This window comes from Desulfovibrio sp. DV (genome assembly GCF_001936595.1).
Lineage (GTDB): Bacteria > Desulfobacterota > Desulfovibrionia > Desulfovibrionales > Desulfovibrionaceae > Solidesulfovibrio.
This window is the reverse complement of record NZ_MLBG01000055.1, coordinates 1-15372: the sequence shown is the minus strand read 5'-3', so window position 1 is coordinate 15372 and position 15372 is coordinate 1. Positions and strand designations below refer to the sequence as shown.

Below are 15372 nucleotides of genomic sequence, written 5' to 3'. Positions count from 1 at the left end.
CCTTTGGATACGACCTTCCGGCCCGTTTGTCATCCTCGCCGCACAAGGCACACATACCAGGGCACCGAGGCCAACAAAACGCCGGCCAGGATGGCGAACCCGGCAGCGTATCCGAGCGCGCCGACCAGCAGGCCGGCCAGGATCGGTCCCGCGGCATGGCCCATGTCGGCGATGGTGCCAAAAACGCCCATGGCCGAGCCGAGATGGCGCTGCCGGCTGACATCGGCAACCAGGGCCGCCGAGGACGAAGTGACCAGGGCCTCGCCCAGGCCAAAAGCCAGGCAGGCGGCCAGCAAACTGAAAAAGCCCGACAGATGGGGCACGACAGCCAGGGGCACGGCGCAAAGGACCATGCCGGCCACAATCAGCGGCCGGCGGCCCCGGCGGTCGGAAATCCGGCCCATTAACGGCTTGGCCGCCATGATGGTGACCACCTGCACGCCCCAGAGCAGGCCGGCCTGAAACTCGCTCAACGAGGCCACGGTGACGGCGTAAATGGGCAAAAAGGCCTCCAGCGCGCCCATGGCCAGATTCTGCACGGCCTCCATGGACGAGGCGGCCAGCACCCGGCCGTCGCCGGCCACCTCCCGGATGCCCCGGGCAAAGGCCTGCCACCGCCCGGCCAAGGTGCCTCCGGCCGGGACGCCCGGCGCATCTTCCAGGCCCAGGGACTTGAGTCCCAGGACCAGGGCGGCCGTGCCGGTCAGGCCGCTTATGAGAAAGACCAGCCGGAACAGGGTCAGTCCGGGTTGGTCCCCGGTCCAGGGATTATGCAGGAGAAACCCGCCCAGGGGCGCGCCAAGGAGCGTGCCGATGATGGCCACCGAGGAAAACCAGGACAGCAACTCGCCCTTGCGCTCCCCGGCCAGGGAGGCCACCACGGCCATGGCCACCGGAGCGTAGATGGCCGTGGCCAGCCCGTGGACGAAGCGCACGGCAATAAGGGCCGGGTAGCTGGACAGGAGCAGGTAGGCGTAGGGCATAAGGCCGAAAAAGACCAAGCCGGCCAGCATGGTGCGCCGACGGCCGATGACGTCGGAGAGCGCCCCGGCCGGGAGCTTGAAAAAGATGCCCGTCACCGTGGACACGCCAACCGCCAGGCCGATGGCCTCGGGCCCGGCCCCGAGAAACAGGGCGAACAGCGGCAGCACCGGATTTCTGGCCAGGGCGTAGGAAAAGCGGGCCAGGAAATTGACCAGACACAGATTGGAAAAAACCGTCATGACATCCTCGCCGCCGGGACGGACCGTCCTTTGCCCCGGTATTCAAGCCACAGGCGTTTTTGCGGGCGTCCTCACGGACCAACACACCGGGCAACGTTCATAAGCCATCCCGTTAAAAACCCGTTTCCCCTGTCAGGGAGGGTCCGGGAGGGGGTTACCCCCTCCCGGCCGCCGGAGGCATTTTTCCATGTCTCAATGCTTCACCGCCGCCCGATCATAAAAAATCGATTTGCCGTAGACGCCGACCGGGATGCCCATGGCCAGGCCGGCGTCAATGTAGCCCAGCGCCCGGGCGGCGGCCCCCACGCGCTGCTGCACCCGGTTGTCGATGGAGAGCAGGCTGGCCGTCTTGGCCGCCGAGGACAGGGCCACGCCGATGTCCATCATGCGCATGGCACAGTGGGGACCGGTATAGCCCATGGGCTTGTCGGTGACGGCGCGGGCCTTGGTGAAGGCGGCGCAGGTCGCAAAGCCGCAGGCCCCGCAGTCGTAGCCGGCGGCAGCGGATTTGCCGAGGCCGATCAACACCAAGGCCTGGGCCGCTGCGATATTGGCGGCGTCGCGCAGCCAAAACGCCTCGTTGGTGCTTTGGGGGGCATAGTCGCGCATGGCGGCGGCGATGCGGGCGAGGTCGTCGGGTTCGGCCACGACCACGATTTCCAGATGGTCCTTGCCCCCGGCTTTGGGGGCCGTGCGGGCGGCGGCGGCCATGAGGCCGGCGGCCTGGAGAACGGCTTCACGCATGTCTTTGTCCTTTCAGGATTGTTGGTAGGAGGCAGCCAGGGCGTCGAGCAACACAAAGCCCTGCTCCAGGCGGGAGGCGTCGTCCGGGGCAACGGCGCACAGGCCGTCGAGAAGGCGCTTGATCCCGGCGGTCTCCGGCGGCGCAGCCTCGAAATCGCCGAGGTCCACGGCCCGAAGGACCGCGACCAGCCGCTCGGGAATAGCCTCGGCCAGCCCGAAGGCCGCACGCATGACCTCGAAGGTGATGCGCGGTCCGCGATGGGTGAACGCCGCGCCGGCCATGTCAAAGGCCACGGCGTCCGGCGGCGGCGGGGCGATGGGGTCGGCGTAGGCAATGGCGGCAGCAGGGTCGATGAACCGGCGCACCAGCCAGAAAGAGGCCAGCCGGTCCACGTACAGTCCCGGCCGGGTGAGCCACACCCGGCCCTGATAGTCGGCCGGCCGGCAGCCGGGGATGTCGTCTTCGCCGGGTTCGTCCCGGCCGGCCAGCCGGGCGGCCAGGACCTCCAGAAGTTCGGCCACGGCCGGTCCCTTGGCGGCGGCAAAGAAATCAATGGCCCGCTCGGCCTCGTAGCGCCGGGTCAGACGGCGCAGCCGGGCGGCCAGTTCCTTGTCGGCCTCTCCGCCGGCAGCCGCGGCCAGGGCGGCCCGGGCCTCTTCGGCCAGGGCCACGTAAGACTCGTCGCGCACCCGGCAAAAGGCGGCAGCCACAGCGGCATCGGTCATGGTGGCGATGGCGGCGCATTCAAAAAAGACCGCCTCGCCGCCCCCTTGCTCCACCTCGCCGGCCAACCAGACAAACTGCTCCTGGTGGGCCTCGGAGAAGGGTAGCACGTACAGGCCGTTTTTAAGGCTCACTGCGCCAAGGGCCGCCAGCCGCCGCAGCACTTTGACCCGGCCGGACTGGCGGTTGGCCGGTTGGGAAAACGAAAAGACCAACCATATTTTGTTACACATGGCCTCAAATTAGATACAACTGTGACAAAGTCAATCCCCGGATGTCGAAACCCTTCCCAAAACCGGCCGGCACCCGGCCTTTCCAGGCCGCCTGGACCATGATAACGGGAGCCTAATGCCGAAAACCTCGCAACGACCGCCCTTTTTGCCGGGCCTTGGCGGCCTGCGCGCCCTGGCCGCCCTGGCCATCCTGGTCGGACATGCCGCCGCCTGGCTCACCCCGCTGCCGGAGACGCCCGCCCTGTTTGCCCCCCTGGCCCGCTTGACCCAGTGCGGGCTGTCGGCCTTTTTCCTGCTGTCCGGGTTTGTGCTCCAGTACAATTACGGCCCGGCCCTGGCCGACGGCCGCGTTTCCCTGGCCCGCTTCGCCCTGGCCCGGCTGGCCCGGCTCTATCCGGTCTATCTGCTGCTCTTCGCCCTGGCCGCAGCCGGGCTGCTCATCAGCGAAGGGCCGAGGGCCCTGGGGGGCCCGGCCAATATCGCGGCCTACCTGACCCTGACCCACGGCTGGCTGTTCAGCCCCGAATCGAACAGCATCTTTCCCCTGTCCTGGGCGCTTAGCGTCGAGTTCTTTTTCTATATCCTCTTCCCGGCCGTCGCCTGTCTGCTGGCCCGCATCGCCACGCCCGGGGCGGCCCTGGCCGTCGGACTGGGGAGCCTGGCCGCCATTTGGGGCCTCGACATCCTGACCGCCGCTGCCTGGCCCCGGCTTTTTCCCGCAGTCCTGGCCAGATACCCGCGCTGGGAAACGGTTCCCGGCGAATTCGCCGGCGTGCTCTTTCAATGGCTGATCTACACCAGCCCCTATTTCCGGGCCTTTGAATTCATCCTGGGCGCGGCCACGGCCCGGCTCTTTGTGCTGCGCCCGACCGCCGGGCCGGGCCTCGACCTCCTGGCCGCCGCCGGCCTGCTGGCGCTGCTCGTCGTGCCGTTTCCGGCCGATAATTTTTATCTGGCCGTGCTTGCCAACAACGCCCTTTACGCCCCCTTTCTGGCTGCGCTCTGTCTGGCCTGGGCCGCCCGGCCGCGCCGGTGGACAACCCGGCCGCTTCTGGCCGGCATTGGTCTCGCCAGCCTGTCCATCTATCTGGTCCAGGCCTGGACCCTGCCGCTGTGCAAGGCCCCGCCCGGCGCTTCGCCGCTGCTGTGGGCGGCCATGGCCCTGGCCGGCATGGCGGTCACCGTGGCCGCCGGCATGGCCCTCACCCGGCTGGTCGAAGCCCCGGCCGCCCGGTATGTATTGGGGAGAGAGAAGAAAGAATGACTCCGGCGGCAAAGGGTGGCCCCTTTGGAATCCCGCCTGGAGCGGGGCGGATGCAGACGTGTCCCCCAGTGCGGGGCCGCTCGCGTTGGGGCTAAACGGACTAATTGAGCAGCAGCGGCTGCCAGGGCAGCCCGCCTGCCGGCGGCGGCAGCGTTGCCGGCTGAATGAGCAGGGTGTTCGCGCTGCCGAGGTCCGGCAGGCCGTTTCGCAGGCCAAGGAGTCTGGTGGACGCGCTGCCGGCCGAGAGGCCGATGGTCTTGTCGCGCTGCGCAACCAGGGTCGTGTGCTGGTTGCCGGAGCCATAGTAAAAGCGCATGGCCCCGGAGGGATACAGGCTAACGGCCACATTGACCGGCCGGGCGTCGGTGACGGTGGCGGCCTTCCAGGCGATGGTCACGCTGGACGCGCTGGCGGCAACCGCGATGTCGTTGCCGCTGCCGGCCGTGGTCAGACGGTCCCACAGGGGGGCGACGGCCACGCATGCGGCCAGGCCATCGACGGTATTGTAGCCGCTGTTCACCGGGCTTGCGAACGACACGATGCCATGGCTGGACACATGGGCCGTGGTGTAGCTCTGCCCCCCCAGCGGAAAGGCAAACGGCAGGGTCAGGGGCCAGGACTGGTCGGTGCCTTGCCAGCCCTTTGCGGTCACGCCTGTGGGGAAGGCATCGCCTGTCTGGTACTGGGCATAGCCGCCGGAGGTCGGGGTCTTGGCCGTTGGATAGCTGCCGCCCAGAGCCAGTTGGCGGCCGAGATTCCAGGGATTGCTGTAGTAGGACGGATGCTCGCCGTTGTTGTCCCCATAGCTGTCGAGCGTTTCACTTTGGACGCTGTCTTTGCCCAGGGCATAGAGGTAGGCCTCCTCCATAGTCACGATGCCGTCGGCATTGCTGTCGCCCTTGGTCGTGTCGGCCAGGGCCTCGGTGGCGTAATAGGCAAACTCATCAACGGTGTAGTCCGGTTCCATGGCGTAGGACAATTCCCAGAACCGGGCGGCGGACATGAGCACCCGGTTGGGGGCCTTGAGGGGCTCGATCATGCCGCCGGAAAAGCACTGTTCGAAAATGGCCACCGTAGCCTTGGTGGTCACCTTGTTCACCTCGGCGGCAAATTCCGTGTTGGTGATGCTTTCCCCCCACAGATAAAGCACCACGTCCGTTGTATCGTATGGCGAGGTATTGCCTGCGCCGGCCCCGCCGTGGTCAGTGGTGAAGATATAGAGGATATCTTCGCTGCCAAGCTTGCCGGCCAGGGTGTCAAACACCGTGGTGATGTTGGCCTTGGTGGCGCTGTAGCCGATATCCGGCGTGCCGTCGTTGTTGAAATCCGTCTTGGAGTCTTCACCCAGGGAGTTGTCAACGGCTTGATCTGTGCCGTCGGCAAAGAGCACGAAGATATTTTCCTGCAAAAATCCGTTGGCCGTCAGTGTATTGAAGAAATAGGCGCAATCGTTCCAGTAGCGGATGTGATTGTTGGGCTGGTCGTAGCCGCCAGAGAGGATGACGGCGTAGCGGTGGCTGGCGTCGGTGGCGGCGTCTGCGGCCGGAGCGGCAATCCTGGCGTCGGCGGCCGGCTGCGAGGCGGCCGCGCCGGCCGGCGGCCAGACCGTCAGTTCCGTGAACCCGGCCATGTTTTTGGGCGGCGTGCGGGCGCTTGCCACCTGGATGTTGCCGCTTTCGGCCACCAGGGCAAAGCGGCAGGGGTGCTCCCAGTTGGCCGCGGGTGCGTCGTCGATGAAAAAGAGCCAGCCCGGCCCGCCGGACAGGGTAATGGTCGTGCGCCACAATTCGAGGCTCGCCGTGTCGGCAACCTTCGCCGTGGCCGCATAGACCCGCCGGCCTTGCAGGGAATGGCCCAGCAGACGGTCGGTCAGGGCCGCCTTGGCCGCTTCAAGGCTGTCCACCGGGGCGCCATCGGCCGCCGCGGCAAAGACGGGGAGCGGCGACAGGCCAGGGGGCAGGGCGTTGGTCGGGGCGAACCGTGTGGTGCCATCCTGGGCGACGAAGGCCACCCGCTTGTCATTGTTTGGCCCGGTAATGCCAAACAACCAGCCAGGGCCCCGGCCCAGTCGGACCGGCCGGGCGTCCAGGTTGAGGACCACCTCGCCGGTGCGAAGGGTTTCGTCCCCGGTCACAGTGGCGTTGTCCCGGGCCAGACGGGCATCCTGGGCCAGCAGCCGGTCGCGGGCCTGGGCAAAGGTCGCAATGTCGGCGGCCAGCCCTGGCGCGGCCAGGGAGAGCAGACAGGCAAGGAAAACGACAACGCCCAGGCTCCAGGAAGAGAACATATGAAACCTTTGGAAAGGCAGTTTGTTAGCCCATGCGCCGGGCGTAGAGCAGAATGTCTTGCTGGGAGATCAGGCCGGCCAGGCGGCCGTCGGTTTCGGTGACGGCCAGACGGCGCACGCCCTTTTGCCGCATGTACAGGATCACCTTGTAGACCATGGCGTCCACGGGCACGCAGACCACCGGGCCGCTCATGTGGGCCGAGACCGGATCGAGCAGGCGTTCGGGGCGGCCCATGATGGCGCGCAGGGCATCGCGTTCGGTGAAAATGCCGACCGCCTTGCCGGCCTCGGTCACCAGCACGCAGCCGGCGTTTGTGTCGCGCATCCGGTCAAGGGCCATGCGCACGGATTGCTCTGGCGTGAGACAAACGGGATTGGTCCGCATAAGGGCCCGGCAATCGACGCTTTCCACCATGAAATCAACGGCCAGGGCGTCCACCAGTTCTTTGTCCGTAACCAATCCGACCAGGGAGCCGCCAACGTCCACAACCGGCAGATGGCGCTCCCGGCGTTCGAGCATCAGTTTGATGGCCTCGTCCACGCCCAGATGCTTGGCGATGCCGCCGGTGGTCCGGGACAGGATTTCACGTATGGGGGTGGATGGATCGAGATCGACGTCGAGGTGGCGCACCAGTTCGCGTTCGGTGAGAAATCCCACGACCCTGGCCCCGGTCACGGCCGCCAGACAGCTGACGTCGGCACGCACCATAAGATCGGCGGCCTGGGTCACGGTGGCGTCCGCAGGCACGATATGGGGCCTTTTGGCCAGTTCGCCGACCCTGCGTTTGAACATGGCGCTTCCTGACGGGGGAAAGTATTTCCGAAGATATGGTCTGGCAGGGTTGGAAAGTCAAGGAATACCGGGCAAAGTTGCCATCTGTCCGGCTTGCCGCGGCGGGTTGATTCCGGTAGGGGGACAGGAAAGACGTATCCGGGAGTGTGCGGCATGACCCTCGACAACACCCCTGCCCCGCCTGCCGGGCAACCCGGTTTTATCACCCGGTTGCTCGAACTGGGCCGGACCCGTCGCGAACGGCTGGTCAGTGCCGTGCCCCGGCCCCGGCCGGTCCAATCCCTGGGCTCCGGCCCCCGGCGCTCCCTGGCCGAGATCAATCCGCCACCCCTGCCCGAAGCCTATCTGGCCCTTCGCCGCGCCGCTGAAAATCCCATGAGCACCGTGGCCGAGGTGGCCTCGGTGGTGTCCATGGACCCCAGTCTGGCCGCCTATGTGCTGCGTCTGGCCAACAGCCCCATCTTCTCCCCGGCCGCCCGGGTGGAGACCGTGAGCCGGGCCGTGGGCCTTATCGGGCTGGCCGAGATCGTCAATCTGGCGGCCGGGGCCGTGCTTGCCCGGCTGTTTGACAAACCGCCGCGCCCGGACCTGCTCTCCCTGCCCGATTTCTGGCGGCACGCCGTGGCCGTTGGCCTGCTGGCCCGGGGGCTGGCCCGGCGGCGCGACGAGGTGGCCAGCGAACGGTTTTTTGTGGCCGGCCTGCTCCACGACATGGGCCGGCTGGTCTTGGCCGTGGCCGAACCGGATCTGGCCGCCGCCGCCCTGGCCCGGGCCGTGGACAGCGGCGTCTCCCTGGACGGTGCCGAACGCCTGGAGTTCAATTTCGACCATGCCGCCCTGGGCGGACGCATCTGCGGCAAGTGGCTGTTGCCGGAGTCCCTGATCGAAGGTGTGGCCGGCCACCACAACCCCTCGCTTTGCCCGGACAGCGTGGTGGCTGCCGCCGTCCATGTGGCCGATTTCATGGCCAATGCCCTGGGCGTGCGGGCCATGCCGGCTGCCGGGCTGCCCCTGCTCGAACCCGGAACCCTGGCCGTTTTCAATCTGGCCGAGGCTGATCCGGCTGAGTTTACGGTCCTGCTTGACGAGGGCCTTTCGGCCATGGCCACGTTGTTTGCGCCGTGACCGCCCCGGCATCCCCCTTGCCATTCCCGGTTCGGGGCGCTACAGCAGAGAAAATAGGGAGCGGAATGTCATGAGCGCGCCAACCATCGCCCTGGCCCCGCTGACCGGGTCGGCTATAAACGAGATGATTTACGAGTACATGTCCTTGTCCGGCGACCGCCGGCGGGCCGAATTGGCCAGCTTTATGGAAAGCGGCCGCAGCACCCAAAGCGACATCATGGCCGTCACCCTGCGCGGCATGATCCTTCGCGAATCGGCCTAGGGCCGATCCCACCCCCGCATGAAAAAATTCGTTTTCCTCATAAGTGTCTGCTGTCTTGTCCTTGGCGTCCAGCCGGCGATGGCCAAGGATACCCCCCCGGCCAAGCACGCCGTTGCCAAAAAAAAGTCTGAAAAGGCACCCCCGCGCCAGGAGTCCACTCCGGGCGAGACCGTGGAGACCCCGGGCCGGGTCATCAAGGAACCCAATGCCTTTAACGGCATCAAATGGGGCACGGGCCTGGCCGCCATCCCGGATCTGACCGTGGCCGAGCGCGACGGCCAGGCCGCCTATGCCACGGCCGAGGGCGTGGTCTACCGCATCGGCGACGCCTTTCTCTCCGGCGTGGTCTACGGTTTTTGCCAGGACAAATTCGCGGCGGTGATGGTGGAATACAAGGGCCGGAAGAACCATGAGAGCATCAAGAATTTTCTCATGACCAAGTATTCCAAGCCCATCGATCTGGAAGGGCACGGCAACGACCTGGGCTGGCCGGTCGGCAACGTGCTGATCCGCATGAACTATTCGCCGAATACCGACAGCGGCACGCTGAGCTATTTCTACCAGCCGCTCTATGGTCCCTGTGGCGAGGCCAAGGCCCCCCAGTGACGCGCCGTCTTGCCGCCAGCCTGGCGCTTGCCGCCTGGTGTCTGCTGCTGTCCCTGCCGGCCCAGGCCGCCGAAGGGGGCCGCAGCCTGCCCTTTAACAAGCAAAACGTCTTCATGTTTTTCAAGCAGGTGGATGAAGCCAAAGACAAGCTGCCCGAAGAGCTGCCCCTGGAAGAATTGCGCGACCGGCAATGCATGCTCTACGCCAGCGTGCTCAAGCAGGGCGGCTACGATTTCGAGGCCACGGTCTTAAACGCCATGCAGTTTTCCGAAAAGGGCGGCAACAAGCTCGACGATCCCCGCTTCATGTTCCTGGCCGGCGTCTTCCAGGAGCACCCCGACGTGTTCGTGCGCCTGCGCGTCATCTCCAAGGCCACCCGCGACGCTGTCGTGCGCTACTTCGGCGGCTAGCTTCCTATCCCGTATACGTCAAATAATTCCTGCCCACCCGGTCGATGAGCTGGAGATGGCGGTATTCGCCCTTGATCTGGCCGGCTTCGTAGATGCGGTAGGCTTCCTCCAGGCAGGTCGGGCAAGCCCCGACCGGCGCTTCCACCCCCAGGCACAGGGGATTTCGCGTGGATTCCGTCTCGTATTTGACCACGCCCCGGCAGTGGTCGCACAGGCGCACCGACTCGGTCTGGTACTCGGTGATGGCGTCGGTGTCGTAGTACAGCGTCTTCCGCCGGGTGAACCAGCCACCCACCACATCGCCCTTGCCCGGTCCCCGGGGATGGCGCACTTCTTTCAAGATGTCGCGGCATACCTCTTCGATATAGCCCGTCACCTGCCCGCTTTGGCGCACCGCCGCCGCATCGAACCCGGGTTCGCGCACATGGCTGTAGTCCAGCCCGGCCATGGACAGCACCAGTCCCAGATTGACGTAGGGCAGCGCCCCCTGGATGGCGTAGCCGCCTTCCAGCACGGCGATGTCCGCCCCGAGCAGTTCGGTCAGCTGGGCATAGCCCTGGGCCGAGAAGGCCATGTCCGTGATGGGATCGGAGAAATGGTTGTCCTGGCCGGCGGAATTGATGATGAGATCGGGCTTGAAATCCTCAATGAGCGGCATAACCACTTCGCGCATGGCAAAGAGGAAGCCCTCGTCCGAGGTGCCGGGCGGCAGGGGGATGTTCACCGTGGCGCCAAGGGCCTTGGGGCCGCCGAGTTCCAGGGGAAAGCCGGTGCCGGGGTAGAGCGTGCGCCCGTCCTGGTGCAGGGAAATAAACAGCGTGTCCGGATCGTTCCAGTAGACGTCCTGGGTGCCGTCGCCGTGGTGGCAGTCGGTGTCCACGATGGCCACCTTAAGCGGCCCGTAGCGGTCGCGCAGCCATTCGATCATGACCGCTTCGATATTGATGTTGCAAAACCCGCGCGCGCCGTGGACCACCTTCATGGCGTGGTGTCCGGGCGGGCGCACCAGGGCAAAGGCCCGCTTGGCTTCTTTGTCGAGCACGGTGCGGGCGGCCCGGATGGCCCCGCCGGCGGAAATGAGGTGGGAGGTGGTGGTGACCGAGGCCACGTCCGGGAAGCAGAAATGGGCGCGCAGCACATCCTCGGCCGTGGCCAGATCAGGCTTGAGTTCGGTGATGCCGCGGATGTCGAACACCCCTTCCTCGCGCAACTGGTCCTGGGTGTAGAGCAGGCGTTCCTGGCGCTCGGGATGGGTCGGGGAGATGGCCCAGTCGTAGGCCGGGAAAAAAACGATGCCAAGGGGATGGCGGGCTTTCAGCATGATTTGGACACCGCCTGTTTGTAGGCCGCCGACACTCCGGGACGCACCTGGCAGGCCACCCGGATGGTGTGCCCGACAAGACATTGGCCCTCGACCATGGGAAACGAGGACAATTCCACGGTCTCGATGGGCGCGTCCTCGCCCTCGGCCCCGATGGAGGCCAGGTAGTCGCGAAGGCTGGTGGCCGCCTCGCCCTCGGCTGCGGCCGGACCGTAGTTGTCGGCCACCTGCCGGGTGATGCCAAGGGACGGGATGGTCAGCCGGCCGCAGGCGGTATCGGCGAAAAGCTCCACGGAAAAGGTCGGCCGGGCCAGGGCCGCGCCAATGGCGTTGGCCACGGCAAAGCTCTCCGGAACCACCACTTCCTCGGAAAAGGCGTCCTGGAGCAGGGCGGACAGGGCCAGGGCCGGGCCGCCCATGACGTAGACCCGGGTGGGGCGCACCTGCCGGCCTTCGAGCAGTTCGAAAATGGTGTAGACCGGCCGGTCGTTTATTTCCCGCACAAAGGCCGCCACTTCCGAGCGGATCTGGTTGACGGCGTTTAGGATGGCGGCTTCGGCCACTTCTTCCGGTTCGAAGCCGTTTGGCGTGGCCACGGCCAGGATGCCCTGGTAGGAGGCCCGGGGGTCGCCCACGGCAATGACGTTTTGGATGTTGAGCGCATCGATGAGCGTCGGGACCGGGCCGCCGAGGGCCATGGGCGGGCCGTGCCGCCGGGGGCCGACCTCGATGGCCTGCCGGGAGACGGTGATGGCCGAGTCGCCGCCAACGCCGATGGACCGGGTGCGCAGGGCCCGGACCAGGGTCGGTCGGCCGGCAATGGCGATGCCCTCGTTTTCAATGAGCGGCGCGCCGGCGGCAAAGACGGCAATGTCGGTGGTGGTGCCGCCGATGTCCAAAATGACCGAATCCTCGGCAATGTCGCACACGGCGATGATGCCCATGACCGAGGCGGCCGGGCCGGACAGGATGGACTGGACCGGCAGCGACCGGGACACGGACAGCGGCATGGTGCCGCCGTCGGCCTTGAGCACGTTGATGGACGCGGTCATGCCGAGATCGGCCACCGACTGTTCCACGGCGTCGCAAAAGCGGTTGTAGACCCGCCACACGGCGCTGTTTAAGCAGGCCGTGGCAATGCGCCGGCCAAAGCCCAGGCGGCCGGAAAATTCATGCCCGAGCGACACGCAGTCGGCCCGGTCGGCGAGGAGTTCCCGCAGGGCCAGTTCCTGGTCCGGGCAGCGGGTGGAAAATTTGGTGACCGCGGCAAAGGCGCGCACCCCGGCGGCCAGCCAGGCGTCGATGACCGGCCGGGCAGCGTCCAGGTCGATGGCCCCGGTCTGGCGGCCCCGGTGGTCGATGGCCCCGTCAAGGACGTGGTAGTGCCCGCCCAGGCGGTAGGATTCGGGATCGATGCCCGGTCCGCCGGAGACCAGGACGCCGACCGGATCGGCCGTGCCCTCGATGATGGCGTTGGTGGTCAGGGTGGTGGAGAGGGTCAGGCGCGTGATGGCTGTCGGGCCGGCCACGGCCACAATGCTGGCCAGGGCCTCCCGGATGGAGGCGAGCAGGTCGTCGTGGTTGGTGGGCAGCTTGGCGCAGGCCACAACGCCGCTTGGCCCGATGAGGACCGCGTCCGTATGGGTGCCGCCGACGTCGATTCCGCAAAGCATCCGCAACTCCTAGCATCAAGGGCCGTCGCCGTCGAGGCGGGAGTGGGAGGCCGGCCCCGGCCGGGGCACGCCCGGACCGGACCACGGTCCTTTACCGGGAATCAGGACGCACGGGAGCCCGGGCAGACGGCCGGGGTCAGCCCGGCGTTGCGGCACAGGACCCGGCCAAGGCGCTCAGGGTATGGGGCGGCAGGTATTTTTCGGATTATCCAGCGCGACCGTATTTTGGTTCTCGCCGACAATGCTGATGGTATTGTCCTGTATCTTCAAGGTCAGCGTATCGTTGGCCGTGCCTGAGGAACACCAGCGGTTGTCGTTGGGGCTTTTATAATAGCCCGTGGCCATGATCTTGGCTTTGGCTTCAGGGCTGCGTTCCCTGTAAAAGACATACGAAAAATGGACTTTCTTGATGGTCGGGTCCGGCGTGTCCTCGATATTGAAATCGTCGAGAAAGCGGCTGCGGCGCAGTTGCCAGCGATCAAAGAAATTGGCCAGTTCGCCGCTCAGCGCGGCCTTGCTTTTTTGAGGAGTCTTGAAATAGTCGATACTTGGAGCATAGGACTCCATGACCGCCGAGGCGCTGCCGTAATTGTATTTGGTAAAATGGTCCACGACGAATTTGACCATGCGGGTGTTGAGGTCCGAGGGGAGGCGTTTTTCACCCGGTGAGGCGAGGGGTTTGGCCGGGGCCAGGGAGGCGTACTGGGGGAGATCCGCCACGGCCGGGCGGGGGGCGACCGGCGCGGGAGCGACCGCTTCCGCCACGACGGGGGCTGGTTTGTCCGCAGCCTTGGGCGTCGGAGGGGCCGGCAGGGTCGGGATTGAAGCGGGCTGGGCCGGGGCCTGGACAGGGGAAGCCGGCCGCGGGGTGGCCTCGCTGGTGTTTTGAACGACGAAATTGAAGCGATAGGCCAGGACAAGAAAGACGACGACACAGGCACTGGCGCTTATGACCAGGGTGGACCGCAGCAGTGACCGCCGTCCCATGGGACGCTTGTACGTTGTTGGATCGTCAATACGATTTTTCATCCTATTGACAATAATCCGTATCTCCTGGGCTATCTCGTGAAGCTGCTGTTTCGGGTTTTCAAACGCATTTTGCCAGTGTCTGGACGCCAAATGGAATTTGAGATCATCGGAAAGTTCCACATCCTCTATACGGATCGGAATAATATACATATTCCTATCTGTCGCCAGGGTGACTTCGTTGAGAACGGCCGGGGAGTTGTTGGAGGCTGAGGAATAGACCAGGATCATGACGCAGCATTGTTGCAGGGCCTTGGTGATGGCGCTGGCCCAGGAATCGCCGCCAGATATATTTCGAGGGGCAATCCAGCACTCAAGAGCATTTGCTTCTAGGTATTTAAGCAATAAATTTGCAAGATCGACGTCTTTACTGCAGTAGCTGATAAAGATGTCTGGTGTTGGCTTGTGTTCCATGGCTCCCTCGCCAGAGTGCCGGCTGCCGGCATTGGCCGGACAATGCCGCAAAGGCCTGCAAGTCTAAAAATATATGTATTTCAACGAAGTATAAAAAAATGGAAAATCCGCCTCTGTATTTTTTCGTATGGTTGCCAATGTAGAACCGAATACGCAAAATGGCAATACAAAGTGCGTGCGGCTGCAGGCAGATGCATACCAGTGGAGTCGTCATTTACATGCGACCGGGACATGCTGGTTTGCCGACAGATGCCGGAGCAGACATCCATCCGGGGCGGGCGGCGGCGTTGCTGGCGGGCCGGCGATTCCCGGGCCGGGATCAGGGGACGCTGCCGGCCCTGATGCGGGCAGACGCGCCCATGGCGCGGGCCAGGAGGCCGGCGAGGCGTATTGCGGCAGGGATGGTCTTTGGGCCGGGCCGGCGCGAGGCGGCAACGGCCTGGCAAAGGCGCGGACGAGGTTGGCCGCGGGATGGCGACCGGGCAGGACGGGCTGGTTGGCGGCCGGCCCGTCGGCCAGGGAGACGAGGAGCCTACCGCCGCCCGTAGCGGCCGATGAGCGTGGCCGAGGCCAGGATGTGCCCCTTGGCCGCGCGCAGGATGTCCCCCTTGCCGGCTCCCGGGAGGAGCGGCAGTCGGGCGTCCAGGGCGTAGAGGGTAAACACGTAGCGGTGGGGCCCGGACGACGGGCAGGGGCCGCTGTAGCCGGTGCGCCCCCAGCTGTTTTTGCCGGAGACGCTGCCGTCGGGATAGGCGTCCATGGCCGGCAGGCCTTCGGGCAGGCCGGGAGTGGCTGGCGAGAGATTGAAAATCAGGAAATGGTCCCAGACTCCGGACACGGCGTCGGGATCGTCGCAGACCAGCACGAGGCTGGCTGCCGGGGCCGGCACACCGGAAAAAACCAGCGGCGGGGACAGGTCGGCCCCGTCACAGGTGTGTCGGGACGGGATCAAGCCGTTGTTGGCAAAGGCCGGCGAGGCGAGCGACATGGCCATGGGCGCTCCTCGGCCGCATAGGCGGCGGGCAGGGTGTGGCGAGGCAGGACCTGCGCCCCGGAATCCGGGACTGCAAAAGCCGCGTCCGGCCGGGAGCCGGACCACAGCCGGGAGGGAATCCGCTCCCTCCCGGCTGTCGAAGCAACGGTGGTTCCTGTCAAACACGTACGATGCCGGCGGCGTTACCCGGCCGCCTCGATTTCTCCCCGCCCACCGTTGCGGCAACGTCATCCCCTTTCCCCTTGTGGGGGGTCCGGGGGGCCTCAGGCCCCC

General features: G+C 65.8%; 14 protein-coding genes and 1 pseudogene. 5 read left to right on the top strand and 10 right to left on the bottom strand.

The genetic code is table 11. The annotated features are described in order from the left end of the window. Window positions 1-29: 29 nt before the first annotated feature. The 3 genes from DVDV_RS12880 to DVDV_RS12870 all read right to left on the bottom strand — a co-directional run bounded on the left by DVDV_RS12880 (window position 30) and on the right by DVDV_RS12870 (window position 2924). Window positions 30-1223 (bottom strand): MFS transporter, encoded by a 1194-nt coding sequence (locus DVDV_RS12880; RefSeq protein WP_075355059.1) that lies wholly within the window; start codon window positions 1221-1223, stop codon window positions 30-32. Between the two features lie 192 nt (window positions 1224-1415). Beyond that, complete coding sequence (locus DVDV_RS12875) at window positions 1416-1967, bottom strand: DUF2148 domain-containing protein (protein ID WP_075355058.1); 552 nt, start codon at window positions 1965-1967, stop codon at window positions 1416-1418. Window positions 1968-1979: 12 nt separating this feature from the next. Next, window positions 1980-2924, bottom strand: coding sequence for a chromate resistance protein ChrB domain-containing protein (locus DVDV_RS12870; protein WP_075355057.1), 945 nt, complete (start codon window positions 2922-2924; stop codon window positions 1980-1982). Window positions 2925-3039: 115 nt separating this feature from the next. Here DVDV_RS12870 and DVDV_RS12865 point away from each other — a divergent pair, with 115 nt between their 5' ends. Then, window positions 3040-4188: an acyltransferase gene (locus DVDV_RS12865; protein WP_075355056.1), complete on the top strand. Its 1149-nt coding sequence runs from the start codon at window positions 3040-3042 to the stop codon at window positions 4186-4188. A 100-nt stretch (window positions 4189-4288) separates the two neighbouring features. Here DVDV_RS12865 and DVDV_RS12860 read toward each other — a convergent pair whose 3' ends face one another. Beyond that, complete coding sequence (locus DVDV_RS12860; RefSeq protein ID WP_075355055.1) at window positions 4289-6475, bottom strand: C13 family peptidase; 2187 nt, start codon at window positions 6473-6475, stop codon at window positions 4289-4291. 25 nt (window positions 6476-6500) lie between these two features. Next, on the bottom strand, window positions 6501-7268 hold the full coding sequence (locus tag DVDV_RS12855; RefSeq protein WP_075355054.1) for a CBS domain-containing protein: 768 nt from the start codon (window positions 7266-7268) through the stop codon (window positions 6501-6503). Window positions 7269-7421: 153 nt separating this feature from the next. Here DVDV_RS12855 and DVDV_RS12850 point away from each other — a divergent pair, with 153 nt between their 5' ends. From DVDV_RS12850 to DVDV_RS12835, 4 genes are all read left to right on the top strand, one after another. Next, window positions 7422-8393: an HDOD domain-containing protein gene (locus tag DVDV_RS12850; RefSeq protein WP_075355053.1), complete on the top strand. Its 972-nt coding sequence runs from the start codon at window positions 7422-7424 to the stop codon at window positions 8391-8393. A gap of 70 nt (window positions 8394-8463) precedes the next feature. Next, window positions 8464-8655, top strand: coding sequence for a hypothetical protein (locus tag DVDV_RS12845; RefSeq protein ID WP_075355052.1), 192 nt, complete (start codon window positions 8464-8466; stop codon window positions 8653-8655). An 18-nt stretch (window positions 8656-8673) separates the two neighbouring features. Further along, complete coding sequence (locus DVDV_RS12840) at window positions 8674-9261, top strand: hypothetical protein (protein WP_075355051.1); 588 nt, start codon at window positions 8674-8676, stop codon at window positions 9259-9261. Next, entirely contained in the window at window positions 9258-9671 is a 414-nt protein-coding gene (locus DVDV_RS12835) for a hypothetical protein (RefSeq protein ID WP_075355050.1), read from the top strand. Before DVDV_RS12840 ends, DVDV_RS12835 begins: the two co-directional genes overlap by 4 nt. 4 nt (window positions 9672-9675) lie before the next feature. On the opposite strand, the gene DVDV_RS12830 is transcribed toward DVDV_RS12835, so the two are convergent. The 5 genes and pseudogenes from DVDV_RS12830 to DVDV_RS12815 all read right to left on the bottom strand — a co-directional run bounded on the left by DVDV_RS12830 (window position 9676) and on the right by DVDV_RS12815 (window position 15099). Continuing rightward, window positions 9676-10992: a histone deacetylase gene (locus DVDV_RS12830; RefSeq protein WP_075355049.1), complete on the bottom strand. Its 1317-nt coding sequence runs from the start codon at window positions 10990-10992 to the stop codon at window positions 9676-9678. Then, window positions 10986-12665: a hydantoinase/oxoprolinase family protein gene (locus DVDV_RS12825; RefSeq protein WP_075355048.1), complete on the bottom strand. Its 1680-nt coding sequence runs from the start codon at window positions 12663-12665 to the stop codon at window positions 10986-10988. Before DVDV_RS12825 ends, DVDV_RS12830 begins: the two co-directional genes overlap by 7 nt. 174 nt (window positions 12666-12839) lie before the next feature. Beyond that, window positions 12840-13694, bottom strand: coding sequence for a hypothetical protein (locus DVDV_RS12820; RefSeq protein ID WP_254845370.1), 855 nt, complete (start codon window positions 13692-13694; stop codon window positions 12840-12842). Window positions 13695-13748: 54 nt separating this feature from the next. Further along, window positions 13749-14105: pseudogene (locus tag DVDV_RS23910) on the bottom strand (toll/interleukin-1 receptor domain-containing protein); the annotation flags it as partial. Window positions 14106-14637: 532 nt separating this feature from the next. After that, window positions 14638-15099 carry a YbhB/YbcL family Raf kinase inhibitor-like protein gene (locus DVDV_RS12815; RefSeq protein ID WP_075355046.1) on the bottom strand — a complete coding sequence of 154 codons (462 nt, stop codon included), beginning with the start codon at window positions 15097-15099 and terminating at the stop codon, window positions 14638-14640. Window positions 15100-15372 lie beyond the last annotated feature (273 nt).

Excerpts from the sequence above, each read along its gene's own strand:
- DVDV_RS12880 (WP_075355059.1), bottom strand. The coding sequence starts at position 1,223 with ATGACGGTTTTTTCCAATCTGTGTCTGGTCAATTTCCTGGCCCGCTTT.
- DVDV_RS12875 (WP_075355058.1), bottom strand. The coding sequence starts at position 1,967 with ATGCGTGAAGCCGTTCTCCAGGCCGCCGGCCTCATGGCCGCCGCCGCC.
- DVDV_RS12870 (WP_075355057.1), bottom strand. The coding sequence starts at position 2,924 with ATGTGTAACAAAATATGGTTGGTCTTTTCGTTTTCCCAACCGGCCAAC.
- DVDV_RS12865 (WP_075355056.1), top strand. The coding sequence starts at position 3,040 with ATGCCGAAAACCTCGCAACGACCGCCCTTTTTGCCGGGCCTTGGCGGC.
- DVDV_RS12860 (WP_075355055.1), bottom strand. The coding sequence starts at position 6,475 with ATGTTCTCTTCCTGGAGCCTGGGCGTTGTCGTTTTCCTTGCCTGTCTG.
- DVDV_RS12855 (WP_075355054.1), bottom strand. The coding sequence starts at position 7,268 with ATGTTCAAACGCAGGGTCGGCGAACTGGCCAAAAGGCCCCATATCGTG.
- DVDV_RS12850 (WP_075355053.1), top strand. The coding sequence starts at position 7,422 with ATGACCCTCGACAACACCCCTGCCCCGCCTGCCGGGCAACCCGGTTTT.
- DVDV_RS12845 (WP_075355052.1), top strand. The coding sequence starts at position 8,464 with ATGAGCGCGCCAACCATCGCCCTGGCCCCGCTGACCGGGTCGGCTATA.
- DVDV_RS12840 (WP_075355051.1), top strand. The coding sequence starts at position 8,674 with ATGAAAAAATTCGTTTTCCTCATAAGTGTCTGCTGTCTTGTCCTTGGC.
- DVDV_RS12830 (WP_075355049.1), bottom strand. The coding sequence starts at position 10,992 with ATGCTGAAAGCCCGCCATCCCCTTGGCATCGTTTTTTTCCCGGCCTAC.
- DVDV_RS12825 (WP_075355048.1), bottom strand. The coding sequence starts at position 12,665 with ATGCTTTGCGGAATCGACGTCGGCGGCACCCATACGGACGCGGTCCTC.
- DVDV_RS12820 (WP_254845370.1), bottom strand. The coding sequence starts at position 13,694 with ATGAAAAATCGTATTGACGATCCAACAACGTACAAGCGTCCCATGGGA.
- DVDV_RS12815 (WP_075355046.1), bottom strand. The coding sequence starts at position 15,099 with ATGGCCATGTCGCTCGCCTCGCCGGCCTTTGCCAACAACGGCTTGATC.